General features: G+C 65.0%; 21 protein-coding genes. 10 read left to right on the forward strand and 11 right to left on the reverse strand.

Annotated features, from left to right (window positions below; translation table 11 throughout):
• Window positions 1–6: 6 nt before the first annotated feature.
• From NFG57_RS15315 to NFG57_RS15325, 3 genes are all read right to left on the reverse strand, one after another.
• The gene (locus tag NFG57_RS15315; protein WP_348814700.1) at window positions 7–1,278 is read right to left on the reverse strand and encodes a type III PLP-dependent enzyme; all 1,272 of its coding nucleotides are present in this window, start codon (window positions 1,276–1,278) and stop codon (window positions 7–9) included.
• A complete protein-coding gene (locus NFG57_RS15320; protein ID WP_348814701.1) occupies window positions 1,271–3,097 on the reverse strand; it encodes an IucA/IucC family protein in 1,827 nt (608 codons plus the stop codon). The genes NFG57_RS15315 and NFG57_RS15320 overlap by 8 nt, the downstream gene beginning before the upstream one ends.
• Window positions 3,098–3,437: 340 nt before the next feature.
• Entirely contained in the window at window positions 3,438–5,573 is a 2,136-nt protein-coding gene (locus tag NFG57_RS15325; RefSeq protein WP_124803174.1) for a TonB-dependent receptor, read from the reverse strand.
• A gap of 546 nt (window positions 5,574–6,119) precedes the next feature.
• Here NFG57_RS15325 and NFG57_RS15330 point away from each other — a divergent pair.
• The 5 genes from NFG57_RS15330 to NFG57_RS15350 all read left to right on the forward strand — a co-directional run bounded on the left by NFG57_RS15330 (window position 6,120) and on the right by NFG57_RS15350 (window position 12,534).
• The gene (locus NFG57_RS15330; protein ID WP_348814702.1) at window positions 6,120–6,989 is read left to right on the forward strand and encodes an ABC transporter ATP-binding protein; all 870 of its coding nucleotides are present in this window, start codon (window positions 6,120–6,122) and stop codon (window positions 6,987–6,989) included.
• The gene (locus tag NFG57_RS15335; protein WP_348814703.1) at window positions 6,986–8,017 is read left to right on the forward strand and encodes a sucrase ferredoxin; all 1,032 of its coding nucleotides are present in this window, start codon (window positions 6,986–6,988) and stop codon (window positions 8,015–8,017) included. Before NFG57_RS15330 ends, NFG57_RS15335 begins: the two co-directional genes overlap by 4 nt.
• A 74-nt stretch (window positions 8,018–8,091) precedes the next feature.
• Window positions 8,092–8,976, forward strand: coding sequence for a siderophore-iron reductase FhuF (gene fhuF, locus NFG57_RS15340; RefSeq protein WP_348814704.1), 885 nt, complete (start codon window positions 8,092–8,094; stop codon window positions 8,974–8,976).
• A gap of 2 nt (window positions 8,977–8,978) precedes the next feature.
• A complete protein-coding gene (locus NFG57_RS15345; protein WP_348814705.1) occupies window positions 8,979–10,001 on the forward strand; it encodes an AraC family transcriptional regulator in 1,023 nt (340 codons plus the stop codon).
• Between the two features lie 535 nt (window positions 10,002–10,536).
• Window positions 10,537–12,534 (forward strand): TonB-dependent siderophore receptor, encoded by a 1,998-nt coding sequence (locus tag NFG57_RS15350; protein WP_261395211.1) that lies wholly within the window; start codon window positions 10,537–10,539, stop codon window positions 12,532–12,534.
• 132 nt (window positions 12,535–12,666) lie between these two features.
• On the opposite strand, the gene NFG57_RS15355 is transcribed toward NFG57_RS15350, so the two are convergent.
• From NFG57_RS15355 to NFG57_RS15365, 3 genes are read right to left on the reverse strand one after another with little or no spacing between them, the layout of a single operon-like run.
• On the reverse strand, window positions 12,667–13,632 hold the full coding sequence (locus tag NFG57_RS15355) for a biotin-dependent carboxyltransferase family protein (RefSeq protein WP_306168577.1): 966 nt from the start codon (window positions 13,630–13,632) through the stop codon (window positions 12,667–12,669).
• Entirely contained in the window at window positions 13,629–14,351 is a 723-nt protein-coding gene (gene pxpB / locus NFG57_RS15360) for a 5-oxoprolinase subunit PxpB (RefSeq protein ID WP_348814706.1), read from the reverse strand. Before pxpB ends, NFG57_RS15355 begins: the two co-directional genes overlap by 4 nt.
• The gene (locus tag NFG57_RS15365) at window positions 14,348–15,100 is read right to left on the reverse strand and encodes a 5-oxoprolinase subunit PxpA (RefSeq protein ID WP_045992312.1); all 753 of its coding nucleotides are present in this window, start codon (window positions 15,098–15,100) and stop codon (window positions 14,348–14,350) included. The genes pxpB and NFG57_RS15365 overlap by 4 nt, the downstream gene beginning before the upstream one ends.
• Before the next feature lie 315 nt (window positions 15,101–15,415).
• Here NFG57_RS15365 and NFG57_RS15370 point away from each other — a divergent pair, with 315 nt between their 5' ends.
• The 4 genes from NFG57_RS15370 (at window position 15,416) to NFG57_RS15385 (ending at window position 19,050) form a co-directional block, all read left to right on the forward strand.
• Window positions 15,416–15,853: a VOC family protein gene (locus NFG57_RS15370; protein ID WP_045992313.1), complete on the forward strand. Its 438-nt coding sequence runs from the start codon at window positions 15,416–15,418 to the stop codon at window positions 15,851–15,853.
• A gap of 128 nt (window positions 15,854–15,981) precedes the next feature.
• Window positions 15,982–16,977 (forward strand): TRAP transporter substrate-binding protein, encoded by a 996-nt coding sequence (locus NFG57_RS15375; protein ID WP_260425304.1) that lies wholly within the window; start codon window positions 15,982–15,984, stop codon window positions 16,975–16,977.
• A gap of 156 nt (window positions 16,978–17,133) precedes the next feature.
• On the forward strand, window positions 17,134–17,691 hold the full coding sequence (locus tag NFG57_RS15380; protein ID WP_108132497.1) for a TRAP transporter small permease: 558 nt from the start codon (window positions 17,134–17,136) through the stop codon (window positions 17,689–17,691).
• A 54-nt stretch (window positions 17,692–17,745) separates the two neighbouring features.
• Window positions 17,746–19,050, forward strand: a complete 1,305-nt coding sequence (locus NFG57_RS15385) for a TRAP transporter large permease subunit (RefSeq protein WP_045992316.1) — start codon at window positions 17,746–17,748, stop codon at window positions 19,048–19,050.
• 470 nt (window positions 19,051–19,520) lie between these two features.
• Here the strand turns inward: NFG57_RS15385 and NFG57_RS15390 are convergent, their stop codons facing one another.
• Window positions 19,521–19,652, reverse strand: a complete 132-nt coding sequence (locus NFG57_RS15390; RefSeq protein WP_348814707.1) for a hypothetical protein — start codon at window positions 19,650–19,652, stop codon at window positions 19,521–19,523.
• Here NFG57_RS15390 and NFG57_RS15395 point away from each other — a divergent pair.
• Complete coding sequence (locus NFG57_RS15395; RefSeq protein ID WP_156088603.1) at window positions 19,651–19,824, forward strand: hypothetical protein; 174 nt, start codon at window positions 19,651–19,653, stop codon at window positions 19,822–19,824. The genes NFG57_RS15390 and NFG57_RS15395 overlap by 2 nt on opposite strands.
• A gap of 21 nt (window positions 19,825–19,845) precedes the next feature.
• Here NFG57_RS15395 and NFG57_RS15400 read toward each other — a convergent pair whose 3' ends face one another.
• The 4 genes from NFG57_RS15400 to NFG57_RS15415 form a co-directional block, all read right to left on the reverse strand.
• Window positions 19,846–20,880 carry a hypothetical protein gene (locus tag NFG57_RS15400; RefSeq protein WP_348814708.1) on the reverse strand — a complete coding sequence of 345 codons (1,035 nt, stop codon included), beginning with the start codon at window positions 20,878–20,880 and terminating at the stop codon, window positions 19,846–19,848.
• Window positions 20,877–21,953: an MBL fold metallo-hydrolase gene (locus NFG57_RS15405; protein ID WP_348814709.1), complete on the reverse strand. Its 1,077-nt coding sequence runs from the start codon at window positions 21,951–21,953 to the stop codon at window positions 20,877–20,879. The genes NFG57_RS15400 and NFG57_RS15405 overlap by 4 nt, the downstream gene beginning before the upstream one ends.
• 313 nt (window positions 21,954–22,266) lie before the next feature.
• Window positions 22,267–24,066, reverse strand: a complete 1,800-nt coding sequence (locus NFG57_RS15410) for an ABC transporter ATP-binding protein (RefSeq protein ID WP_348814710.1) — start codon at window positions 24,064–24,066, stop codon at window positions 22,267–22,269.
• 158 nt (window positions 24,067–24,224) lie between these two features.
• Window positions 24,225–24,836 (reverse strand): superoxide dismutase, encoded by a 612-nt coding sequence (locus NFG57_RS15415; RefSeq protein WP_045992322.1) that lies wholly within the window; start codon window positions 24,834–24,836, stop codon window positions 24,225–24,227.
• Between the last annotated feature and the right edge of the window lie 348 nt (window positions 24,837–25,184).

Here is a 25,184-nt window from a genome sequence, read left to right on the forward strand (position 1 = left end):
ATAACCTCAGCGTGCGGTGTCGGGTGACGCCCTGTCGGCGCCCATGAAGATCTGCGGCGGCCTTGGGTGGCACAGAAAGTCAGCGTGGGAGATGTTGTAGCCGTAGGCCCCGGCCAGCGGCAGCACCAGAAGATCCCTCGGGGCGACGTCGCCAAGCAGTCGATCGCGCCCCAGCACGTCCTTGGGCGTACACAGCTGCCCCACCACCGTCCAGGGTCGCTTCTCGCCGGACGACGCTTCGCCGCGCTCCCCGCTCGGCAGGTGGATGACCGGGTGGTCGTGGCCCTGGGCCGCGGGCAGCCGGAACTGGTGGGTACCGCCACGACAGACGACGAAACCCTGACCATGGCTGTGCTTGGTGTCCAGCACCTCGATGGCGTAGTAGCCACAGAAGGCACTGAGGAAGCGGCCGATCTCGAAGCGCACCCGCGGGGCCTGAGCCATCGCCGTGAGCCGCGCGTCAAGATGGGCGCACAGCGCCTGCCAGTCGAATTGCCGCTCGGGTTCGAACGGCGCCATATAGTCGACGCCGATGCCACCCCCGACATTGAGCTGGGTGACCCTGGCGGGCGAGGCGGCAAGCGCTCGCCACTCCGGCCAGCGCGCCAGGTAGCTGTCCAGCAACGCCTGGTGGCGCGCCACGCTCGTCTGGTGGGACATGGCGTGGATATGAAAGCCGACCAGGGTGAGATGGGCAGCGGCGTCCACCGCCGCCACTGCCTCGCCAAGCCTGGCTTCGTCGATGCCGAAGGGGGTGGCGGTACCGGCCATGCGCAGACGACTCGACAGCGCCTCGGGCAGGGTCGGATTGATGCGGATCAGCACCGCCTGGTGGCGTCCCCTGGCCGCGGCGAGTCGCTCAAGCCGCGCGATCTCGCCAAGGCTCTCCACGTGAAAGGCCTCGATCCCCTCGTCCATGGCCAACGCCATCTCCGAGTCGAGCTTGCCCGGTCCCGACAGCACCCAGGGCAGCGTGCTCGTCGCCTCACGCATGCGCTCGATCTCGCCACCGGAGGACAGCTCGAAGCCGTCCACGATGGGGGCCAAGGTCCCGAGGACCGGCGCCTCGCTATTGGCCTTGATGGCGTAGTAAAGCTCGACGCCCTCGGGCAGCGCGGCCTTGATCGAGCGCGCCCGGGCGGCGAGTGCATCCAGGTCGTAGACGAAGGCGGCGATGGGACCTTGCGCTTCGGCCTGGTGGGAACGGATCGCCTCCCGCACCGCTGGCGGCAGCCGCTGGGCCTCTCTGCGCCCCGAGACAGCAACACTGTCAGCCATGGGCCACCTCCAGACGCTCACCTGCGAGCTGATGCCAGGGGTTGGGCAGCCACACATAGTCGGCGTGACGATCGGCCCGGGCCATCAGCCTGAGCTTGAGGTTGGTCTTGCACGGCAAGTCGCCGCCGGCGAGCAGCACATCGAGCTCGGGCGTGGCGACTCCGAGCCGTTGCCTGACCCGCGAAAGCTCCTCCCCGGTAGCCATCCACAGACGCTCGGCCAGGGCCGGGCGGCGCCAGCTCAACGCCAGGATCGCCTCGGCCAGGTGGTTGACCAGCAGGCAGTAGGCGATACGCTTCCAGCCCTTGTCGCGGCTGTAGGTCATCGACTCGCGCACGCGCTCATCCAGTGTCTCGCCGGCGAGCCAGTCAAGGCCCTGATCCTCGGTCAGCTTGACGCCTTCGAAGTCGCGCAGCAGTACGCGACGGGGCCAGCCCTGGTCGTGGATCAGCACACAGTTCTGCAGATGCGGCTCGACCACGATGCCATGACGGAAATAGAGCGCCAGCACCGGCTCGACCAGGGCACCAAGATAGGCCTTGTACCAGTCGACGATCCTGTGTTCGGGCACATCGTCGGCGGGGGCGCCGCTCACAGCAGCGGACGCAGGCGAACTCGCGCGCGCCACCAACGATGGCGCCATCGGCTCCAGTTCGGTGTCACGGGCGAATACCGTCGCCGCCAGCAGGCAGCGCTCGGCGCCGAAGCGCCGGCAGAAGTTCTCGCGCAGGATGACCCCGGTCTGCTCACGGAACCAGCGGCGCTGGTCGTCGTCAGCGTCCTGCGGGGCCCAGTGCAGGGTGGCGGGCTCCCGAGCCAGCTCGAGGGTCTCGAGCGCCGGGTCTTCACTGTCGATCAAGCGACTCATGATGCGATCGATCACCAGGGTGCTTTCGAGCTCGTACCAGGCGTTCTTGCGCACGCAGTTGGTGATGCGCACGTTGAGCGAGCCCTTGATGAACCAGGGATGCTCGGGCGCATGCCAGGTACGCATCGAGGCGGTGGGCAGCGCCAGCGGGCCGCTTCTGCCCAGGTCGCGGATGCTGCCGTCGTTGATCCGCGCGGCAACATCCGGCGCCTGGCGAAACAGCTCGGCCTGGACCGGGTGCATGGCCAGCACCACCCGCCCGGCCTCGGGCTCCGCGCTCTGGTCGGCGGCCTGGCTGAGCACCTCACCGGGCTCCAGGCCATTGCAGGCGATCCGTAGCCCTTGCGCCGGAAACGAGAACTGGTGCAAGCGGGTACCCTGACCAAACTCGGGGGAGCAGTCCCTGCCCTGCCCCTTCAAGCCTTGCGGCCACTGCCTGGCCTTGGGGGTGGGGTGATTGGGATGGCCGAACCACAACCCCTGTTCGCTGGCGGCGTAGTCCTTGAGCGGGTCATGGGGGCGTCGCCGAGCGTCCTCGATGATGGAGGCCATCACCGCCTGGCTCTGCAGCACCTGGTCGCCGAACTCGGGGTTGGGGCTGGCCTCGCGCCAGGGGCCATCTTCCAGCAGGGCCGATACCAGCTCGTCGGTATCGGCCTCCCGCCAGGGCTGATCGAGGCTGCGGCGCAGATACAGCGGCGACACAACCTGATGGCAGCCCATCGCCGAGTGGCGATCGACCAGCACGAACAAGGTTAAAGAAGACGACCAGGCGACCTGCAATGGCAGGCCCTGGAGGCTCGTTGGCAGGCCACGCCTGTTGGCGGGCCAGTGGTGGCTCAACAGGTCGTGGGGGATAGCCACTTCCTTGATGATGCCGTTGAGCAGGGCATGCTGTGAGGCATGCCGAGCGATCTCGCCAGGGGTGCGAGTACATGGGGGGAATTGCATGTGCAACCTCCGCAAGGATTCCTTCCTTGTTTTGCTTCCCCGGACGTCGAATCATCGACGCCTTTCGTCAGGGGAAACCGCGCTTTCCTGGCTAGTCACTTGGCGAAGGGTTGTTGTTATGGCGTAGTTGTTATTGCGTACGTTGTTATGAAGTCGTTGATCTGGAAACTGATTCTGCAGATGGCCTGAAAACAGCCTCAGGCGTTGCCTGGTGTCATCGAAGCGGCACCACGGCCCGTCCGCGTGGACCGCCGCCGTCCTGGCGGCGGTCCGGGTCAGCCGACTAGCGGCGCTTACGAAAAGTAGCGCTTTCCAGCCGTAGTGCTTACAAACGCAGCCTTTAGAAGTCGACGCTATACCCTACCGTCAGGGTACGACCACGACCGGCGAAGTAACGGTCGTCGTTGACCAGCGCGCTCTGGGAGTAGTAGGTGATGTAGTCCTCGTCGAGCAGGTTGGACACGCCCACATTCAGCTTGCCGGTAGGCAGTTGGTAGCCCACCGCTGCGTCCACCAGCAGATAGCCGTCGAACTCGCGATCGTCCTCGTCATAGGTCTCATCGAACGAGTAGTTGGCCTGGAGGAAGGTGGACACCTTGTCGGTCCAGTTGGCGGACCAGCTACCGATCAGACGATCCGGCGAGACATCCAGGCCGGACAGTTCGGCATCGAGGTCGCCATCGTCGTCGCTGTCATACAGCCCGGTCATGTGGGAGTAGGCCAGGCGACCGGAGTGGCGCTCGGTAAAGGCGTAGTCCACCGAGGCCTCGATACCGGTGATCTGGGTCTCCTGGCGGTTCATGATGAAGACGCCGTCTTCTTCGGTCAGGCGGCTGCCGAAGTCGGAGGTGGACTCGTAGTAGCTCAGCTCTGCCGACAGGCGATCCCCTTCGAAGCGCACGCCGGTCTCGACGTTCTCGGTCACGATGGGACGCAGGTTGTCGATGCTGTCGACGGACTGTCCCGGGGTATCGATGCCGCGCAGCGCACGACCAACATCAGGGATCGAGAAGCCTTCGGAGTAGTTGGCGAACAGGCTGACGCGATCGACCGGCTTCCACACCGCGCCGACGTTGTAGAGCGTCTCGTCGAAGTCAGGATTGCCGCCCTCGACGTCGACGCCATTGTTGGCCCACACCGTCTGATAGTCATCGATATCCAGCTCGGCGTACTCATAACGCACCCCGGCGGACAGCAGCAACGAGTCGATCGGCTGCAGTTCGGCCTGGAAGAACGGCGACAGGTCGGTGTAATCGGTGGGCGGCACGTAGGTGCGGTTGCTCTGATACAGGTACTGCTCGGTCTCGTCGAACAGCGTATCGAAGCCACCGGTCAGCTTGAGCCGGTCATTCCACAGGTCGTCCTTGGTCAGCGAGATCTTGGTGCCGAACTTCTCGGTCTTGGCCGAGCTCTGGTCGTAGTAGGTGCCTACCGGCGCCAGTGACGGATCCTGGAAGCTGCTGGAGTCGGTGGCGCCGAACAACGCCTCGTAGTCCTGATAGTAGGCCTGGGCGCTAAGGTGCATGCCGGCCAGGTCGTAGTTCTCGTAGCTAAGCCCAGTGGTCCAGACCTCATTGAAGGGGGCGTCGCCCTCGGGGGTGCCACGCACGGAGGTGGTCGGAATCCCGGCGTCGCGATCGCCGGTCACGCTGACGTAGTCGTTGTGACCTTCGATGTCATAGTGATTGAGGGTGAACTGGATGCGCTGGTCATCGTCGATCCAGTAGGCAATCTTGCCGAGCAGGTCATAGCTGCGCGAGTCCATCAGGTCGCCCTGGGTGTTGTCGACACCGACCGGGTCGTCCTTGGCGTCCAGGTACAGCCCCTGGTCCTCGTAGCTCAGACCAAACAGGTAGTCGACGTTGCCCTTGTTGCCGCTGAAGCCGTAGTCGGTCTTGTAGCTCAGGGTGTCCTCGTCCAGCTCGCTGGTCGGGGTGGTCATCTGCACGCCGAAATGCTGATTGAAGGAACCCGGCTCCGGACGCTTGGTGATGATGTTGATCACCCCGCCGGCTGCGCCGACGCCGTTGGTGGCGTTGGCGCCCTGGATCACCTCGATCTGCTCCACCTGGGAGAAATCGATGGTGTGGGCCTCACGACCGGTCGGACGCAGCGGATTCGACTGGGGAATGCCGTCGATCAGAAACAGCGGTGTGCGGCCCCTCAGGGTCTCGCCGCTGCCGGTCATCTTCTGGCGGTTGGGCGAATAGGACGGCAGCAGGTTGCTCAGGATCTGGGAGGAGTCGGTGGTCACGTCCAGCTGCTGGGCGATCTCCTCCTCGCTGATGATGCGCACGGTCTGCGGCGAATCTTCCGCGGTGGTATTGGTCCGCGAGGCGGTTACCACCATGGTCGGGGCCTCGTCGGCACGGGCGCCGTTCGAGGAAGAGGTATCGACGGAGGTCTGCGCCGCGACCTGCTGTGCGGCCACCAGGCCAAGCAGTGAAACGGTGGGCCAGAGAGCATGACGTTTCATGTCGTGCATCGTTCCTTTTGCTAAATCGAATGATCGCGCAAACGCTGACTCGAGGTCTGGCGAGTCCCTCACGCCAGGACGTTGCTCTCGGACGTCGTCCCTGCCCCGTGCTGCCGCTCCCGGCGAACGGTGGCGATGCGATTCGCCACCTTCCCGAAGGGCCGCACCTTACCGAAGCCTCGATGCCGCATTGCGTCGTTTATTGCCATCTCACATACAAATGAGAACGATTATCCTAATTAATCGCTTTCCTGATGTCCACGAAATGCGAACCATTCGTTCGGCATAAGCTAACAACACACTGTGCTAAAACGCCACGCGCCATGCCGACAAGCCGCGCCGATACGGGCTTGGCCGGATTGAAAATGAGAATTTTTTGTCATACCGTGCTGCTGCCACACACCCCCAGGCGGGCCTTGCATGACCTCATCTCAGCCTTCTTTGCCGACCACACCCTCGTCCAGCGCGGCACCCCAACACCGGTGCGATGCATCGTCAGGCGTGTCGTCAGACGGATCGACCGCGGCGTCCGCGCTTGACCACCCGTTGGCGGGGCAATCTCTCAAGGTCGGCTACGAGGAACGGCTGGTACTGGACGGGGTGGATATCGCGGTGGCGCCAGGCAAGCTGACGGTGCTGCTCGGTCCCAACGGTAGCGGCAAGTCGACCCTGCTGAAGACCCTGGCACGCACCTTGAAGCCCCAGGGCGGCCAGGTGCTGCTCGACGGTCAGGATATCCACCGTCGCTCCACCCGCGAGGTCGCCCAGCATCTGGGGCTGCTGCCCCAGGGGCCGACGGCACCGGAGGGGCTGAGCGTGCGCCAGCTGGTGGCAATGGGACGCTTTCCCCACCAGCGCCTGTGGCAACGCGATGCCCGTCGCGACGCCGAGGTGGTCAAGCAGGCGATGGCCTACACCCGGGTCACCGACTTCGCCGAACGCCACGTCGACACCCTGTCCGGTGGACAGCGCCAGCGCTGCTGGATCGCCATGGTGCTGGCCCAGCAGACCGACCTGATCCTGCTCGATGAGCCCACCACCTTTCTTGACCTCAAGGTCCAGGTGGACCTGCTGGAGTTGCTCTCGGGACTGGCCCACGACCAAGGGCGCACCCTGCTTTTGGTGCTGCACGACCTCAACCTGGCCGCCGCCTACGCCGACGAGCTGGTGATGATGCGCGACGGCCGCATCCTCACCAGCGGCGCACCGCGAGAGGTGTTCACCGCCGACCATCTGAAGCGCGTCTTCGACCTGGATGCCCACGTCATGGTCGACCCGGAAAGCGGCAAGCCGCTGTGTGTACCTCTGCTGGGACGCCGTGAATCGCAGACGGCGCAGCAGAGACCAACCGACGAGTCGCCGGCGCCGCACACTCAGGCAAGGCATCCTTCGACAACGTCAGGGCCGAGGCCATGAGCCACGTCTTCTGCACCGACCTGTCTCGCGAAGCGGGGGATCCGCTGCCCGGCAGCGGCGCCCACGCCGAGCGCAATCTCTTGATCAGCTGGCCCCGGGCCAGGTGGCAGCGCAACCTGCGCCACGCCAGCGACATGCCCCCCGAGCTGGCAGCACAACTCGACGCCCTGGCCGCCAGCGGTCGCCGGGTCAATCTGATCCATCGTCGTGATCAGCCTGCCGAGGTCCACGAGGTGATCCTGATGCCGGAGCGTCGGCGTCTCCAGCTCGACCGCAGCGCGCTGCTGGCCTTTGTCGAGGCGTTGGCGGCGGGCGAGGATCTCGAGCGCTGGCCGTCCACACCACAGCACCACGACCTGGTGCTGTGCTGCACCCACGGCAAGAAGGACAAGTGCTGCGCGCGCTACGGCTATCGCAGCTACAAGGCGCTGGCCCGCGCCGTGGAGGAACATCGCCTGCCCTTCGACGTGTGGGAGAGCAGCCACCTGGGCGGTTGCCGCTTCGCCGCGAGCATCATCGTGCTGTCACCGGTGCGCAAGTACGGGCGCATCGAGCCCGACCAGGCCTTGCCCATGCTGCAAGCCGAGGCGCAGGGACAACGCTTCCTGCCCGGCTATCGCGGAGCCTCCCACCTGACCCCGGCCCAGCAGTGCGCCGAGGTCGCCGCACTCCAGTGGCTGGCCAGGGACTCGGCCCTGCCCTGTGTCGAACTGGCGCTGGTGGAGGACAACGCCCTGGCACCGGAGGAAATGCCCGGCCAGCACACATACAACGACGGCGACAACGCCCCGCAATACCGCCGTCAGATTTGGCGCTGGCGCCAGCCCGGCGAGGGCGATGGCAGAGGCAAGGGCAAGGGCAAAGGCAAGGGCGGGGCAGCGAGCGGTGAGCTGGTCGTCCATTGCCATACCCTCACGCTTGCACGGATCGACATGTGCTCGGATATCGACCAGGGGCCCAGCCCCAGCCAGGTCTGGCGGGCCGCCAGCGTTCAGTCGATCGACGCCGGCTATCGGCAATATTCTTGATAACAATTCGCATTTAATTTATGGTGTGCACCGTTGGTCTTATGACCTCAAGCCTCCGGCCTGCAGGACACCCCATGACATCAGCGCTGCCTCGTCTGTATTGCGGTCCCCTGGAACACCTTGCCGTACCCACCGTCGCGGCCGAGCTACCCGACGACGCCATGCCTGCCGAGCGTCTGCTCGAACCTGGCGTGCTGGACGAATTGCTCGAGCGCTTCGCCGCCCAGTACCAGGGCGATGACCTCAAGGCGGTGGCCTCGCTCTGGTCCAAGTGGCATTTCAGCGCCATGGCCGCCCATACCCTGGCCTCCAACCTGCTGCTGGAGCGCGACCTGCCGGTAGCGCTGGATCAGATAGGCCTGTATCTCAGCGACAGCGGCCAGACGATTGGCATCGCCCTGCCCCACGAAGGCACCCCGCTGGGGTCGCTCGACGCCTTCGAGCGCTTCGAACGCCTGCTGCAGGGGCATGTGGCACCGCTGGTCGATATGCTGGGCTGCGTCTCCGGGGCCTCTCCCAAGGTGTTCTGGAGCAATTTCGGCAACTACTTCGAGTATTTTGCCAAAGCTGCCGTGCACCACCCCATGGCCTCACCTGGGCTCGGCGACGAGGCGCTGCGCCTGATCGACCACCGGGTCTACCCGGATGGCCGGCGAAATCCCCTGTTCATGCCGGTGCGCTACCTGCCCGACGAACACGGAGAGACCCAGCGCACACGGCGGCTATGTTGCCTGCGCTATCGACTCGAGGACTTCGGCTGCTGCGGCAACTGCCCGCTGGACGATGCCGCCGTTGCCAGGGCGAGCAGCACGACCAGCAACAAGACCAGCAGCACGACCGGCAACAAGACCAGCAATAAGACCAGGCAGCCCAGGACCACAGCGATGCCCCAGAGCACGGGGGCAGTGGTGCAGACCTTCCCCTCTCGCGGCGACGCCCGCCGCCTGGTCGCAAGCTGAAGATGAGCACTGCAAGCCACGCGCAGGCCTGCGAGTCGAGTGGTGATCAGCCTCGCTCGCGCCCGCTGGCCGGGGCCGCCGCGGGACTTGGTGATACCCGGGTCATCCGCGCGCGGGACTTTCTACGCTTTGGCCAGCGCCATGGCATCGACTACCGCTTCGACGGCGCCCGCTTCCCGGCGGTGGCCCACCACCTGGAAATTCTCAGAGGCCGCGTCATCGAGGAAGAGGTGCGCAGCGGCTGGCATCTGACCTTTTCCGATGTCGAGGTGCTCAAGCCCTACGACTCCTGCTCCACCATGGCCTCGCCGCTGTTCGTGTGCGTGGTGATGGAAGGCGCCATCGTGGTCGACACCGGAGGACGGCGGCAGCGGCTCACCGCCGGCAGCGCACTGAGCGCCCGGCTCGCCGATCAGGTTTCCCTGCGCGTGCATCAGGATGAGGGGCAGCGGTTGCGCACCCTGAACCTGTCGCTGGACCAGGCTGCGATCGCCTCGTTGAGCCAGCGCCCGGACATCACCGAACTGCTCGACGCCCCGCGTCCCCATCTGCACGTCTGGCCACTGCCCGGCTACCTGGCGCCGATGCTCGAACAGGCGGTCATGCCGCAGCCTTCCCCCGGCCAGCGCCAGCTCTTGATGGAGGCCATCGGCCTGCAACTACTGGCCCACGGCCTGCGACATCCCGGCCCGCGCCAGCGCGGTGACCTGCCCCTGCCGGAGCGCCAGCGGCTGGAGCGGATCCGCCAGCGGCTGCACGACTTTCCCGCCGAGTCCTACTGCCTCGAGCAGCTGGCGGCGATGGCGTCCATGAGCGCCTCGGGCCTGCGCGCCAAGTTCCAGCGCCTGTTCGGCGTTTCGGTCTTCGACTACCTGCGAGAACGCAGACTGACCCTGGCCCACGAGCTGCTGGCGCAGGGCGCCAGCGTGCAGCAGGCCGCTTTCGAGAGCGGCTACAGCCACGCCTCCAACTTTTCCACCGCCTTTCGGCGGCGCTTCGGGGTCTCACCCCGCGACGTTGGCTAGACGCTTCCAGGACCTTCGCCCTTCGCCCAGCCCCCTCTTGGGCACCTCTCCCCTAGAGACCTCAACTGGACACAGTACACCGCAACGGCACCCAGCCGTCGGGCGGTGCTTCGTCGATGAATGGATCCACTACATCAGCTAGCACTCGCTACGCCGATAGCACTCGCTACGCCGATCGCACTTGTCTACTGAGGTTTCATTATCGGTGCAGGTCCTGTCACCCCGCATAAGGTTCTTGGCGCCGCGCATAAACAGGCCCACTCGCAAAATGTAATAATTCGCATTACCGAAACATGACCGCTTTGTTCAGGTGCCTACCCCGTGGCGCCTTTCCCTGCTCCCAATGGTAAGCGACAACATGCGTATCACCTCGACCCTGCACTTCGCGCTGACGCCTTTCGCCCTGAAACCTTTCGCCTTGAAGGCTGGCCCGGCACTGCTGGCGGCCAGCGTATCCTCCGCCGCACTGGCCCAGACCGCCCTCAGTGACAATGCCGTCAATGCTGGCACCTCCGCCGATACCGAACTGGGCACCATGACGGTCACCGGCCAGGCCGCCACCAAGACCGATACGCCCTTCCTCGAGACGCCCCAGGCCACCTCGACGGTCAGCGCCGAGCAGATCGAGCGACGTGGTGCCCAGACGGTGCAGCGGGCGCTGGACTACACCCCCGGGGTCTATACCAACCAGCTCGGGTCGTCCAACCGCTACGACTATCTGGTACTGCGGGGCTTCTCCGACGGCAGCCTGAGCAATACCTTCCTCGACGGCCTCAAGCTGATGGGCGACACCAACAGCTTCAGCTCGCTGAAGGTCGACCCCTGGATGCTCGAAAGCATCGAGGTGGTAAAGGGACCGGCCTCGGTGCTCTATGGTCGCGCCTCCCCTGGCGGCCTGGTCGCGCTGACCAGCAAGCGCCCTGAGTTCAGCGACAGCCCCACCGGCGAGGTGCAGGTCGGCTTCGGCAACAATGAGCAGCAGCGCGCCGCCTTCGATGTCACCGGCAGTGTCGACGAAGGCCAGCGTGCCGCCTTCCGCCTGACCGGCATCGCGCGCTCCTCGGATACCCAGTTCGATCAAGCCGAAGAAGAAAGCTACGCCATCGCGCCGTCGCTGACCTGGGACATCACCGACGCTACCACCCTCAACCTCAATGCCTACGTCTCGCGTGAGCCCGAGGGCGGCTATCACGCCGGTCTGCCCTACGACGGCACGGTGACCAGCCATGCCGGCGGGCATATCGACAACACCTTCTTCGAGGGCGAGGACGACTACGACAACTTCGAGCGCGACCAGACCCTGCTGGGCTATGAGCTGGAGCACCGTTTCGGCAACGGCATCACCGCTCGCCAGAAGCTCAAGTATCTGGAATCCGACGTCGAGATGGATCAGGTCTACGCCTACGGCTGGGCCAACGACACCGAGCTCAACCGCTACTACTCCGGCGCCGACGAGGATCTCGAGGCCTGGACCGTGGACAACCAGCTCGAAGCCAACTTTTCCACCGGCGGCTTCGAGCACCGGGTGCTGACCGGGTTCGATTACCAGACCCGCGAGAACGACGTGGTCTGGTCCGGGGGCACCTTCCCCAACATCGACGCCTTCAACCCGAGCTACGGTGCTGGCCCCATCGGCGATATTGTCGTGACCACCCGTGAGAAGCACGAACTCGACCAGACCGGCGTCTACCTGCAGGACCAGATCAGCTGGGATCGCTGGCACCTGACCCTGGGTGGCCGCTATGACTGGGTCGATATCGAGAACACCAATCTCGATAGCGGCGACAGCTCGGATCTCGACGAAACCCAGTTCAGCGGCCGCGCAGGCCTGCTCTACGCCTTCGACAACGGCGTCTCGCCCTACGCCAGCTACTCGACCGCCTTCACCCCGACCAGCTTCGTCGATGCCTCCGGCGATCTGCTCGAGCCGATGGAGGGCGAGCAGGTGGAAACCGGGCTCAAGTACCAGCCGTTGGGTACCCAGGACCAGTACTCCATCGCCCTGTTCCATATCACCCAGGAAAACGTGGCCACCAAGGAGCAGCCCACCGATCCGTATCGCGCCGTGGGCGAGATCGAATCCCAGGGGATCGAGCTTGAGGCGCGCACTCAGCTCACCGAGGCACTGAGCCTCCAGGCCGGCTACGCCTACACCGACATCACCTACGCCGAAAGCGATGACCCCAGCGAGGAAGGCAACGACGCCATCTACTCGCCCAAGCACATCGCCTCGGTGTGGGGCTACTACGACTTCCTCAAGGGACCGCTGGCCGGGCTCAACACCGGCCTCGGGGTACGCTACCACGCCGATATCCAGGCCGACCGCGACAACACCAAGTCGGTCCCGGACTACACCCTGGTCGACGCCACCCTGGGCTATGACTTCAGCCAGGTGGGGCTGACCAACGTCAGCGGCCGCCTCAACGTCAGCAACCTGCTGGACGAGGACTACGTGGCCTCCTGCAACTCGCTCGAATTCTGCTACTTCGGCGCCGAGCGCAGCGTCAGCGCTACCCTGAGCTATCGTTTCTAGCCACTGACCCAAATGAAGGAAAAGCGCCCCGTCCATGAACGGGGCGCTTTGCGTTTCGGCCCGACCGCTATCCTCGCCTGCTGCTGCATCGGAATCCGCTGCAAGGCCTTGTTGGAGGGCAGCCCACCGCCCCTACTCCCAACGGGCAAGCTGCCTCAGGTGGTCATCGCGGGCACGCTCCGGCGACTCCGGCACCAGGCGCACCTCGGTGCCAGGCAGGCACTGGGCCAGACGGGCGCAGGCCAGCGGGGTCAGCGCCCCCAGGCGCGGGTAGCCGCCGATGGTCTGGCGGTCGTTCATCAGAATGATCGGCTGGCCGTCCGGCGGTACCTGCACCGCCCCCAGCGGAATGCCCTCCGACACCATACCGCTCATGCTGCCCTCAAGCTGCGGCCCGGTCAGGCGAATCCCCATGCGATCGGCGCGCTGATCCAGCGTCCAGACGTCATTGAAGGCGCGATACAGGCTGGTGCCCGAGAAGCTCGCGATCTGGGCCCCGGGCACCAGCGACAGCGCCAGTGGCCCGTCGCTTGCCGTGACCAGAGCCCCCTGCTCTCGATCAGCGTCCCGCTGCCCCTTGTCGGCGTCCCGCCGTGGCAGGCGACGATCGCCGCCCGAGGGCCGATCCTGCTTTGGCGTCAGCACGTCGCCCTGGGCCAGCGACTTGCCGAAACCGTCGAGGCCACCGAGCCCTTCTCGCACGGTGCTCGTGACGCTGCCCATGATGGCGCTCGCCTCGATCCCGCCCGGCAGCGCCAGATAGGCGCGCAGACCACTTTTCGGCCGTTCGAACACCAGCCGCTGACCACGCTTGAGCGTTACCGTCTCCGCCAGAGCCAGGGGTTCGCCGTCCAGGGTCGCGCCCAGGTCGGCCCCGGCCAGCGCCACGCTCACGTCGGCCTCGGCCACCAGCGCAAGGCCGCCCACCATGATCTCGATGCCGGGGGCGTCCGGGGCGTTACCCAGCAGCCAGTTGGCCCAGCCCAGCGCCACCCAGTCCATGGCACCGCCCTGGGTCACGCCCAGATGGCGCACGCCCTGGCGACCACCATCGACCACCAGCGCCAGGGGACCTGCGCGTTCCACCTTGAGACTCATGCGCCGCTCTCCTCGGCCGGGGGTTGGGGAGTGGTGTCGCCACCCTGCGCCTCGAAGGTGGCACGGTCGATGGCCACAAAGCGCACGCGATCGCCGGGCTTGAACAGGGTGTAACCCTCGCGCTCGCGATCGAACAGCCGGGTGGCGGTGCGTCCGATCAGGTTCCAGCCGCCAGGCGACGGCGCCGGGTAGACGGCGGTCTGGCGATCGGCGATGCCGACGCTGCCCGCGGCCACCTTCTGGCGCGGTGTCTTGAGTCGAGGCGTGGCCAGGGCGTCGTCGACCAGCCCCATGAAGCCGTAGCCGGGGGCGAAACCCAGCGCGAAGACGCTGTAGTCGTGGGCACAGTGGCGCTCGATGACCTGGTCGGCGGTGATGCCTGCGCGATGAGCGATCAGCTCAAGCTCAGGGCCGACGCTTGCGTCATACCACACCGGGATCTCGTGCAGGCTGCCGTCCTCCGTCGCCCGGGGCGCAAGGCTCGCCAGGGCATCGCCGAGGCGCGCTCGGGCCTCGCCAAGCGACAGCCTGCGGATATCAAGCTGCACCAGCACCGTGGTATAGGACGGCACCACCTCCAGGGCATCCTCGCCAAGCCGCTCGCGGATGGCGTCCACCGCCGCCAGCACCCAGGGCATATGCGACTCGTCGATGGCGTCGAACAGCCGCACGATCAGGCTGTCGAAGGCCACCGTCTCCAGACGTGGGCTCGGCGTCATGCCCCCTCCAGCTGATCGAAGGCCTCGCGGATGGCGCGCACCGCCGCCACTGAACTCTCGTTGTCGCCGTGCACGCACAGGGTATCGGCGGGAAGGACCAGTTTGGTGCCGTCGCGGGCGGTCAGCGCCTCGCCCCGGGCCAGGGTCACCGCCTGGCCGACGATGGTGTCCTCATCGTGATGCACCGCGTCTGGCTCACGCCGGGACACCAGCCGACCTTCGCCGTCATAGGCACGGTCGGCGAACACCTCGAACCACAGGCTGACGCCCTCCTCCTCGGCCAGCGCCCTCACTGCGGCGGTGTCGGCGGTGGACATCACCAACAGCGGCAGGCTCTCGTCATAGGCCTTGACCGCGCGCATGGTGGCGCGCAGCAATTCCATATTGGTGGCCATGTCGTTATAGAGCGCGCCGTGGGGCTTGACGTAGCCGACCCTGGTGCCCTCGGCACGACAGACGCCGTCGAGGGCACCGATCTGGTAGAGCAGCAGGTTCTCGGCTTCGCTCGGGGACACCGCCAGGCTGCGCCGACCAAAGCCCACCAGGTCGGGATAGCCGGGGTGGGCGCCGACCAGCACCTCATTGGCCACGGCGTAGCCTACGGTGCGTCGCATCACGTCAGGATCGCCGGCGTGGAAACCACAGGCGATGTTGGCGCAGTCGATATAGGGCATCACGTCGGCGTCACGGCCCATCTTCCAGGCACCAAAGCTCTCGCCAACGTCGCAGTTGAGTCGGGGTATCGGCATGGGGGCAGCCTCTGTTGTCGACGTCCTCTGGTGAACCTTCGCCAACGGACGTCAGGTGGTTAACGAACCTGTTATTGTCGTCTTCCGCTGTCTTCTGTCGCCATCGTGGCGTCCAGCGCGCGCTCCGAGCGCTTTCCTTCGAGCCCTTTCGTGGATGCTTCGATCGCGTTGCCGGGGCGCCACACAATCTCCTCTTGTCAGTTGAATCTAACGCCCGAGTCGATTCCCGACAAATTCGGCAAGAAGATTGACGCCACGATCCTCCCCGGCCAAGAATCAGTGATATACCCCCTTCACGCACTCCGGAGTTTCCCCATGGCCGTCAGCGATCCCTTCCATCTTGCCATTCAGGTCCGTGATATCGACGAGGCCCGCGAGTTCTATGGCAACTTTCTCGGCTGCCCCGAAGGCCGCAGCTCCGAGTCCTGGGTCGACTTCGACCTCTACGGCCATCAGTTCGTCTGCCACCTGAACCCCGGTCTCAAGGACGCCGCCGACGCTGCCCACAAGAACCCGGTGGACGGCCACGGTGTGCCGGTGCCGCACTTCGGCGTGGTACTGGAAATGGACGCCTGGGAGGCCCTGGCCGAGAAGCTCAAGTCCCATGGCGTCAAGTTCGAGATCGAACCCTACATCCGCTTCAAGGGCGAGCCCGGCGAGCAGGCCACCATGTTCTTCAAGGACCCGTCCGGCAACGCACTGGAGTTCAAGGCGTTCAAGGATCGCGAAAGCCAGCTGTTCAAGAAGGCCTGAGGGCCCCGCGGCATCGGCAAGGCGGCTTGATCTTCAACGCCATCCTGCCCGATGCTGCATAGTCAGACTGATACCTCCATCACGACACGTCGTTTTCACCGCCACGTTTCTACAACAACAAGGTAGGCATCATGACTCGATACTCCTCCCTGGGGCTGGCCGTTGCCGTGGCCACACTCTCCACCGCCACTGCGGTCAGCAGCGCCCAGGCCGCCGAATGGAACCTGGCGACGCCCTATGGGGATGCCAGCTTCCACACCGAGAACACCAAGCAGTTTGCCGAGGACGTGCGCGAAGCCACCGATGGCGAGCTCGACATCACCGTGCACTCCGGCGGTTCGCTGATCAGCCACGGCGAGATCAAGCCGTCGGTGCGCCGCGGCACCGTCCAGGCCGGCGAGATATTCATGTCGATCCTGTCCAACGAGTCGCCGGTGTTCGAGCTGGACACCCTGCCGGGGCTCGCCGGCAGCTACGATGAAGCCTGGGAGCTGTGGCAGGCGAGCAAGCCGGTGATCGAGGAGCTGTTCGCCGAGCAGGGCATGAAGCCGCTGTACGCGGTGCCCTGGCCGTCACAGGGCATCTACACCGATTTCGAATTGAACGACCCCGCCCAGTTCGAGGGGCTCAGGGTAAGAGCGCCCAACATCAATACCCAGCGCCTGACCGAGAACCTCGGCGGCCTGCCCACCGAGACCGAGGAATCGGACATCCCCACCGCCTTCTCCACCGGCCGGGTCGACGCCATGATCACCTCGGTGTCCACCGGCGAGTCGATGGCGGCCTGGGACTATGTCTCCCACTTCTCCGACGCCAACCTGTGGATTCCGAAGAACATCATCTTCGTCAATCAGAAGGCCTTCGATCGCCTGGATGAGGCGACCCAGCAAGCGCTGATGGAAGCGGCGGCCGAGGCCGAAGAGCGCGGCTGGGAGGCCAGCAAGGCCGATATGGAAGGCAGCGCCCAGGCCCTGGAGGAAAACGGCATCACCATTGGCGAGCCCAACGAGGCGGTGGCCGGAGCCCTTTCCGAGGCCGGCGACAAGCTCTTCCAGGACTGGGAGAGCCGCGCCGATGACCGGGCCAAGGCGCTGATCGAGGACTACCGCGCCAATACCGAATAGCGCTCGGGACGAGCGGTGAGGGGTGTCCTCGCCGCTCGTTCGTTGTCCCGTTCACGGCCTGTCTTTCGCAACACGCCACGTCGCGACGCCGTGCAAGAAGGGTGCGGTCAACGACTCACGGACAACGTATCGCTCCACTGACGCCAAGGATCGCCCATGAAGTTTCGCCTGATGCCGCTTTACCGCCTTGGTGGGCTGGGTGCGGCCGCCTCCATGGTCGCCATCTGCGGCCTGATCACCATCCAGGTGCTGTTTCGCCTGCTGGATGCCCTGCTGGTGCTGTTCGGCAGCGCGCGTCTTGGCCTCGAGATCACCGGGGTGTCGGAACTGGCGTCCTTCCTGCTGGTGGGCGCGACCTTTCTCGGCATGGCCTACACCTTCAGCCACCACGCCCACATCCGCATGTCGCTGGTGATCCAGCGCCTGCCGGCGGCGGTGCGCGCCTTCACCGAGCTGTTCTGCCTGGCGGTGGCTTCGGCGCTCAATGCGCTGTTGTGCGTATCGCTGTGGCAACTGATGCACGAGAGCCTCGAGTTCGACGACGTCTCCTCGGGACTGCTCGCCGTTCCGCTGTGGATTCCCCAGCTGGCGTTGCTGGTCGGCATGGCGCTGATGAGCCTGGCCCTGGCCGAAGCGCTGATCCACACCGCCAGACAGGCGCTGACGGCGCCACGCCGCTTCGAGGCCCCGGACGAGGAACCCAGCCATGACTGACTTGAGGATTCCTGTTCGCCTGCAGCGCCTGTCTCGCCAGGAGGGCTTGCCGAGATGCTGACGATCAGTCTTGTCACCCTGCTGGCGCTGGCGGTGCTGCTCGGCAGCGGCGTGTGGATCGCCTACGCCCTGCTCGGCACCGGCTTTATCGTGCTGACGCTGTTCTTCCCGCTGGAGCCCGGCCCGATCCTGGCCTCGGACTTCTGGGGCGCCAGCTACGGCTGGGACCTGACCGCGCTGCCGATGTTCGTGTGGATGGGCGAGATCCTGTTTCGCTCGGGGCTCGCCAACAACATGTTCCAGGCGCTGTCGCCCTGGCTCGGACGTATTCCCGGACGCCTGTTGCATTCCAACATCATCGGCAGCGGGCTGTTTGCCGCGGTCTGCGGCTCCTCGGCGGCGACCTGCGCCACCGTCGGCAAGATGACCCTGCCGGAGCTTGAAAAGCGCGGCTACGACAACGACCTGGCCATCGGTACCCTGGCCAGCGCCTCGACCTTGGGGCTGTTGATTCCCCCATCGATCATGATGATCGTCTACGGCGTGGTCACCGAACAGTCGATCTCGCGGCTGTTCATCGCCGGTGTCGGGCCGGGACTGATGCTGCTCGGTCTGTTCATGACCTACGTGATCGGCTGGTCGCTGCTGGTGGGCAATCGTCGTGGCGCGGTGGGCAAGCGCGACAGCGACATGCCGCTGCGCCAGAAGCTGTCGGGAAGCCTGCAACTGCTGCCGCTGCTGGCGCTGATCGGCGGCATCCTCGGCAGCATCTACGGCGGGCTTGCCTCGCCCACCGAGGCCGCCGCCTCGGGGGTCGTGCTGTCGATGCTGATCGCTCGAGCCAACGGCCACTTCAACAGCACTATCTTCAAAGACGCCCTGTTCGCCGCGGTGCGCACCTCCTGCATGATCGCCTTCATCATCGCCGGGGCCTCGTTTCTTTCCTCGGCCATGAGCTTCACCCAGCTGCCCATGGACCTGGCCGAGAAGATCGGCGCCATGGGTCTGTCACCGGCCTGGCTGCTGGTGGTGCTGACCCTGTTCTTGCTGGTGCTGGGCTGCTTTCTCGACGGTATCTCGCTGATCCTGCTGGTGACCTCGATCATCATGCCGGTGATCGAGACCGCCGGCTTCGATCTGATCTGGTTCGGCATCTATCTGGTCATCGTGGTCGAGATGTCGCAGATCACCCCGCCGGTGGGCTTCAACCTGTTCGTGATCCAGGGCCTGACCGGACGCGACATCATGTCGATCACCCGCGCCACGCTGCCCTTCTTCCTGCTGATGATAGTGGCCATCGTGCTGATGAGCCTGTTCCCGGGCATCGCCACCTATCTGCCCCAGGCGATGAGTGGCTGATAGACTAGTTGACAAGATGCTAGGCAGACAGGGGTACGCTACATGAACAGCAAAGTTGAAAAGTACGGCCTCCAGGCCGTGGAACGCCCGCGAATCAAGGCGACCAGAAAATTGGACCTCTCGGGTCCCGAGGGGCAGCAAATCGTCAAGTCGGAGACCAAGCTGGCGTTACGCACGCACAGAAATACCTTCCGGAAACTAGCCGACATGTAATGGAGATTATCCAGTTTCCATTTGAAAGAGTCATTGAGATCAACACCTTGATTCTGGCCACCGAGCCAGGGATGCAAGGTTCTGTGGATGTTGGAAAACTTCAGTGAGCACTGGGTCGTATTGACAATGCCATTGTCTACAGCGGGCTGGATGATGTGTTCGAAATTGCTGCCAAATACACTGCAAGTATCGCTGTCGCCCACGCGCTCCCCGACGCCAACAAGAGAACCGGCCTTGCCGTGGCATTGGAGTATCTTTCACTCAACGAATACGAACTTACGGCAGATAACGACCTTCTGGCGGACGCCGTCAGAGATCTGGTTCTCGGAAGCATCACCGAAACCGACTTCGCCGATGTCCTGTACGCCCAGTACGTGAAAGGGGCTCATGACTCTCCGTCTTGAGTGCAATAGCTCTCGTTTACCTCTTCTACGGAGATTTTCCAGACAATCGCTCCACCTCGCCACGCTACCGTTCTTCCTGCTGATGATCGTAGCCATCGTGCTGATGAGCCTGTTCCCGGGCATCGCCACCTATCTGCCACAGGCGATGAGCGGCTGAGGCCTACGACTGCCCTACCCATCAGGCCTGGTGGCGCTGCCTGAGCGTCTCGATCACCTCTCCCAGACGACGTCTGGCCTCGCCGTCTGGCTGCTCGGCGACCAGATCATCCAGCACCTGAACCACGTCGGCGTCACGGCGAGCCCGCGCCGCCTTGCCAGTCTTGTCGCCCGCGTCATTTGCCAGCAAGGCGCAGATCACCCGGTCCAGAGTACCGAACAGAAAATCGATGCTGTAGCCGGCGAGAAAGCCCAGGGCGGCGCCGCTCAGCGCCACCTGTGCGCCCTGATCGGTGGGAATCTGGGAGACGAACAACACGATGGCGCCACCGGAGAGCGTGCCCAGCACGATGCGATTGACATGCTCGCCGATCCGCGCGGGATCGAAGGTGCGACTGTACAGCCGGGTCGCGGTCACCCGCAGCACAAAGGCGAAGGCCCCGAGGGCACCATAAAGAAAGGGCTCGGTGTGGCGAAGTCCCTCGTAGATAAAGTCGAGCGCGGTATTCCAGTGGGTCCAGTCGAGCCCAGAGGACGGCCGACCCGTATCGATGGCGTACATCAGCACGTTGGAGCCGATCACCGCCATCACCACCGCTCCGGTCCACCACCAAAGGCGAATCAAGTACTTGCCGGTGCGGCTGTCGCGCATTCGACCATCGCTGTCCGGGCGCGTGGCCGCCAGGGTACGCGGCGAGATACCTGGGTAGAGCCGGGACAGGCGCCGGTAGCAATCCACCACGCCGGCCAGTTCTTCGGTGGTCAACAGCTCCTTGCGATCGGTCTTTTCCTTGGCCACGAAGTAGGCGGTCAGGTCGATCTCCGGCGGGTAACCTTCGAACTCCTGGGCGTAGTCCAGCAGCGCCGTGGTGTCGTCGAGCAACTTGCGGATACGCTCTCCGCAGCCATCTTCACTGCCGTTGCCGTTGCCGTTGCCGTTGCCGTTGCCGTTGCCGTTGCCGTTGCCGTTGCCGTTAACATTGTCACTATCGCTGCCGCCGTCGGCATCATCGTCCCTGCGATCGCGACGAGGCCCCTCCTGCTCTGAACTGCTCATCGACAGTGTCCTCCCTCGCTTGCCTGGGTGCGCTCGTCCACCACACAGATCAGGCCGTTGATGGTGTAGCTCTCGCCATCGGTATGAACGACGATGTGGCGATTCTCGACGTAGGCCCCCAGGTAGCTTCCACCTTCGCCCTGGCGCGTCTGGAACAGCAGCGGTGCCGGGCTGAGCTTGGCCAGGCGATCCAGCGGAGCCTGCCGCGGCAGGCGATAGCGCAGGTTCACTCCACCATCGCCGACGCTGAGCACGGCCACCTCGGGTCTCAGCGTCTGCACAAAGGTGTCGCTGGTGCTGGTGTCGGAACCGTGATGATTCAGCTTGAGCACGTCGACGTTGCCCACCTGGGCGGCGACGAAGGCCTCCATGGGTACGCTGCGAGCACCACCTCCGGTGAGGTCGCCGCCGGTGAAGTAGCGAAAGCGCCCGTGCTCGATGATCAGTGCCACGCTGCGGGCGTTTTCCCGCCGTGGATGAAGTGACTGCTCACCGACCTCACAGAAACCGATATCCCCGGCCAGGTGCCGGCCGCCCGCTGCGGCCACCTGGATACGGGTGTCGGCGCCCAGGCGCAGCTGGGGATGATCGGGACGACAGTCGGGGATAAGCTCGACCAGCCGCGCCCCCACGGCCCGGGCCGCCGCCAGGTACTCGCCGTACTGGGTGTCGCGGCCGGTGGGAGACAGCACCTCGGGCTTGATGCCGGGTCGTTCCAGTACCGTCTCGACGGTGACGCCCGCCTCGATGAGTTCATCGAAGCCACCGATATGGTCGGCGTCATAGTGGCTGGCGAGAAAATAGTCGAGTCGATCGATCCCCAGTGCGATCAGGGCCGGCGCCACCACCCTGCGGCCATCACCGCGATTTCCCGCATCGATCAACAGACTCTGACCGCTGCCGGTATCCACTACCAGGGTGGCGTCACCCATGCCCACGTCGAGGTGCAGGATGCGCAGGTCGGCGAGGGCCGGCGTCGTTGCCAGGCAACCCAGCAGCAGAGCCGCCCGGACCAGGGCACTCGGACGCCAAGCCGCCAGTAAACAAGCCGCCTGTAAACAAGACGCCGACACTCGCAAGGCCCGCATCGCCAAGGCGGGTGCAGCTAAGCCTGGTATAACAAAGCCCGGTACAACAAAGCCCGGTACAACAAAGCCCGACAGCAGACGATGGAACGCCCGGCGACGAACCCCGTCCCCGAGCAGTACGCAGCTCATCCTTCACGCCTCATGCAGCATAGGAAGTTACTACTTACTTACCCTAGACTGCACAGACGGTGCTGGCGAGCCGTATCCTCCACGCCTGAACCGGTTTCGGGGCCTGTTCCGGGGCCGGCACCGAGCCCGCGGCCAAGTCCCGCGCATCGCGACAGGTCAGCGCGACAGGTCAGGGCAACGTGGCTGCCACCGTCGCCGCCTCGCCGGTCTGCACCTGCCACTGGGCGGCGTAGCGCCCGCCCCGGGCGATCAGCTCGGTGTGGACGCCGCGCTCGACCACCTGTCCGCGCTCCATCACCACGATCTGGTCGGCGTGGACGATGGTCGAGAGCCGGTGGGCGATCATGATCACGGTACGCTCACCGCCGATGCGCGACAGCGAGCGCTGGATCGCCGCCTCGGTCTCGTTGTCCACCGCACTGGTGGCCTCGTCCAGCACCAGCACCGGGGGATCCTTGAGCAGCGCCCGGGCCAGCGACAGACGCTGGCGCTGCCCGCCGGACAGGCGCACGCCGCGCTCACCGACACGGGTATCGAGGCCGTCCGGCAGACGCTCGATGAACTCCCAGGCTTCGGCGGTGCGTGCCGCGGCGATGACCTCCTCATCACTGGCCTCGGGACGGGCATAGGCGATGTTGTCACGCACGCTGCCCTCGAACAGGTAGACGTCCTGGCTGACCAGGCCGATGGCGTCGCGCAGCGCTCCCTGGCGAAGCTCCGCCACCGGGACGGCGTCGAGCTCGACCCGCCCCTGGTCGGGGTCGTGAAAGCGCAACAGCAGCTTGATCAGGGTCGACTTGCCGGAGCCGGTGGGCCCGACCAGCGCCAGGGTACTGCCGGCGGGTACCGCCAGCTCCACAGCGTCGATGCCGGCGCCGCTGCCCGGGTAGTGAAAGCTCACTTCTGCAAAGCGCACCTCGCCACGCACCGGCGTCTCGAGCTCACGGCGTCCATCGTCACGCACCCGGATCGGGGTAGCGATCAGATCGAGGATGCGCCGGGTGCTGGCCATGGCCCGCTCGAACAGGTCGATGACCTGGGCCAGTCCGGTCAGCGGCCATAGCAGCCGCTGGGTCAGGAACACCAGCACGCCGTAGGCGCCGACGTTGAGCTCACCGGACAGCGCCTGCATGCCGCCGACGATGAAGGTGGCCAGAAACCCGGTGAGGATCGCCATGCGGATCACCGGAATAAAGGCCGAGCTGATACGAATGGCACGGCTGTTGGCGTCCACGTAGGCCTCACTGTCGGCCTTCAGCCGAGCCGCCTCGCGGGCCTCTGCGGTAAAGCTCTTGATGGTGGCCATGCCCTGAATATTGTTGGACAGCCGGCTGGACAGCACCCCGACCTTCTCACGCACGTCGGCATAGAGGGGACCGGCCTTGCGCTGAAACACGAAGGCACCCCACAGGATCAGCGGCACCGGGGTAAAGGCCAGCAGCGCGATCAGCGGCGACAGCACGAAGAACACCGCCCCTACCGCCACCACGGTGACTGCGACCTGGATCAGTGAGTTGGCACCGCCGTCGAGGAAGCGCTCGAGCTGGTTGACGTCGTCATTCATGGTGGCGACCAGCTCACCGGACGAGCGCGACTCGAAGAAGCCCATGTCCAGGCGCTGCACGTGCTCGTAGGCGTCCTGGCGCAGGTCGGCCTGCAGGCGCTGGGCAAGATTGCGCCACAGGATCTGATAGAGGTACTCGAACAGCGACTCGCCGGCCCAGATAAAGAAGGTCAGCACCCCCAACACGATGATCTGGGAGCTGGCCGAGACGAAGCCGAGCCCCGCCACGAAGCTCTGCTCCTGGTTGACCACCACGTCGATGGCCACCCCGATCAGGATCTCGGGGGCGATATCAAACAGCTTGTTGATCATCGAACACAGGGTGGCGGCGACGATCCGTCGACGATAACCGCGGGCGTAGCGCAACAGGCGCCCTAGCGCCTGCAGGCTGGATGAGCGGGACACGGCGTGAACTCCTTGCTGTCGCACCACAAGGGCGACGACCAATCCAGACGGCGCCCCGACCGGGGCACCAACGAAAAGCGCCGCGGCCCTGGGGGCCGCGGCGCGGGTCTTGCGCTAGCGCGGATGACGTCGAGACATCGACGTCAGGCCGGCTTCGCTCAGGCAGTGGCGGCCTGGTAGCGACGCTCGACTTCGTCCCAGTCCACCACGTTGAAGAAGGCGGCGATGTAGTCGGGGCGCTTGTTCTGGTACTTCAGGTAGTAGGCGTGCTCCCACACGTCCAGACCCAGCACCGGGGTGTTGCCGTGCATCAGCGGGCTGTCTTGGTTCAGGGTGTTTTCCACCACCAGGGCACCGTCCGGAGTGACGGAGAGCCAGGCCCAGCCAGAGCCGAAGCGGCCCAGCGCGGCCTTGGTGAAGGCATCCTTGAAGGCGTCAAAGCCGCCCAGTTCCTTCTCGATGGCCTCACCGACCTTGCCCTTGGGGTCGCCACCACCGTTCGGGGACATCACGGTCCAGAACAGCGAGTGGTTGGAGTGGCCGCCGCCGTTGTTGATGACCGGCTGGCGCTTGTCTTCCGGCAGACGCTCCAGGTTGGAGATCAGCTCGTCGACCGGCAGGTCCTCGAGACCGGTGCCTTCCAGGGCGCCGTTGAGGTTGGTGACGTAGGTGTTGTGGTGACGAGAATGGTGGATCTCCATGGTCAGCGCATCAATGGAGGGTTCCAGTGCGTCGTAGGCGTAGGGCAGTTCCGGCAGAGTATGTGCCATGGTGATACCTCCTTCCTTGTCGAAATTGGGCTGGGTTCAGGGGGGATAATCGTATCCCACTCACCAGCTTACGTCATCGTGGGCCTCATACTATAGGCAAGACGCGTTCTTCTCGCTAGCGTGCTCCACGCCAAACGCATTGCCCGCCTGGCGGTGTCGGCATCCCTGCCGCCGTTGAAGAGGCCCGATGTCGTGGACCACAGGGTGTCATCCTTTACGCCCCTTCTACAAGGGTTGATCAATAGTCTTTCAGCACAACGCCTCCCTGACGTGCATCATTGACAATAACAAACAAATTGATAACCATTCCTATCCATTGTCTTTCCTGCCCGGTCGCCCGGACCAGCC

It is taken from the genome of Halomonas sp. H10-59 (genome assembly GCF_040070555.1).
Lineage (GTDB): Bacteria > Pseudomonadota > Gammaproteobacteria > Pseudomonadales > Halomonadaceae > Halomonas > Halomonas litopenaei.

Excerpts from the sequence above, each read along its gene's own strand:
- NFG57_RS15355 (WP_306168577.1), bottom strand. The coding sequence starts at position 13,632 with ATGAGTCTCAAGGTGGAACGCGCAGGTCCCCTGGCGCTGGTGGTCGAT.
- NFG57_RS15380 (WP_108132497.1), top strand. The coding sequence starts at position 17,134 with ATGAAGTTTCGCCTGATGCCGCTTTACCGCCTTGGTGGGCTGGGTGCG.
- NFG57_RS15390 (WP_348814707.1), bottom strand. The coding sequence starts at position 19,652 with ATGAGCCCCTTTCACGTACTGGGCGTACAGGACATCGGCGAAGTCGGT.
- NFG57_RS15400 (WP_348814708.1), bottom strand. The coding sequence starts at position 20,880 with ATGAGCAGTTCAGAGCAGGAGGGGCCTCGTCGCGATCGCAGGGACGAT.
- NFG57_RS15385 (WP_045992316.1), top strand. The coding sequence starts at position 17,746 with ATGCTGACGATCAGTCTTGTCACCCTGCTGGCGCTGGCGGTGCTGCTC.
- NFG57_RS15370 (WP_045992313.1), top strand. The coding sequence starts at position 15,416 with ATGGCCGTCAGCGATCCCTTCCATCTTGCCATTCAGGTCCGTGATATC.
- NFG57_RS15315 (WP_348814700.1), bottom strand. The coding sequence starts at position 1,278 with ATGGCTGACAGTGTTGCTGTCTCGGGGCGCAGAGAGGCCCAGCGGCTG.
- NFG57_RS15325 (WP_124803174.1), bottom strand. The coding sequence starts at position 5,573 with ATGAAACGTCATGCTCTCTGGCCCACCGTTTCACTGCTTGGCCTGGTG.
- NFG57_RS15365 (WP_045992312.1), bottom strand. The coding sequence starts at position 15,100 with ATGCCGATACCCCGACTCAACTGCGACGTTGGCGAGAGCTTTGGTGCC.
- fhuF (WP_348814704.1), top strand. The coding sequence starts at position 8,092 with ATGACATCAGCGCTGCCTCGTCTGTATTGCGGTCCCCTGGAACACCTT.
- pxpB (WP_348814706.1), bottom strand. The coding sequence starts at position 14,351 with ATGACGCCGAGCCCACGTCTGGAGACGGTGGCCTTCGACAGCCTGATC.
- NFG57_RS15395 (WP_156088603.1), top strand. The coding sequence starts at position 19,651 with ATGACTCTCCGTCTTGAGTGCAATAGCTCTCGTTTACCTCTTCTACGG.
- NFG57_RS15335 (WP_348814703.1), top strand. The coding sequence starts at position 6,986 with ATGAGCCACGTCTTCTGCACCGACCTGTCTCGCGAAGCGGGGGATCCG.
- NFG57_RS15320 (WP_348814701.1), bottom strand. The coding sequence starts at position 3,097 with ATGCAATTCCCCCCATGTACTCGCACCCCTGGCGAGATCGCTCGGCAT.
- NFG57_RS15345 (WP_348814705.1), top strand. The coding sequence starts at position 8,979 with ATGAGCACTGCAAGCCACGCGCAGGCCTGCGAGTCGAGTGGTGATCAG.
- NFG57_RS15350 (WP_261395211.1), top strand. The coding sequence starts at position 10,537 with ATGACGGTCACCGGCCAGGCCGCCACCAAGACCGATACGCCCTTCCTC.
- NFG57_RS15415 (WP_045992322.1), bottom strand. The coding sequence starts at position 24,836 with ATGGCACATACTCTGCCGGAACTGCCCTACGCCTACGACGCACTGGAA.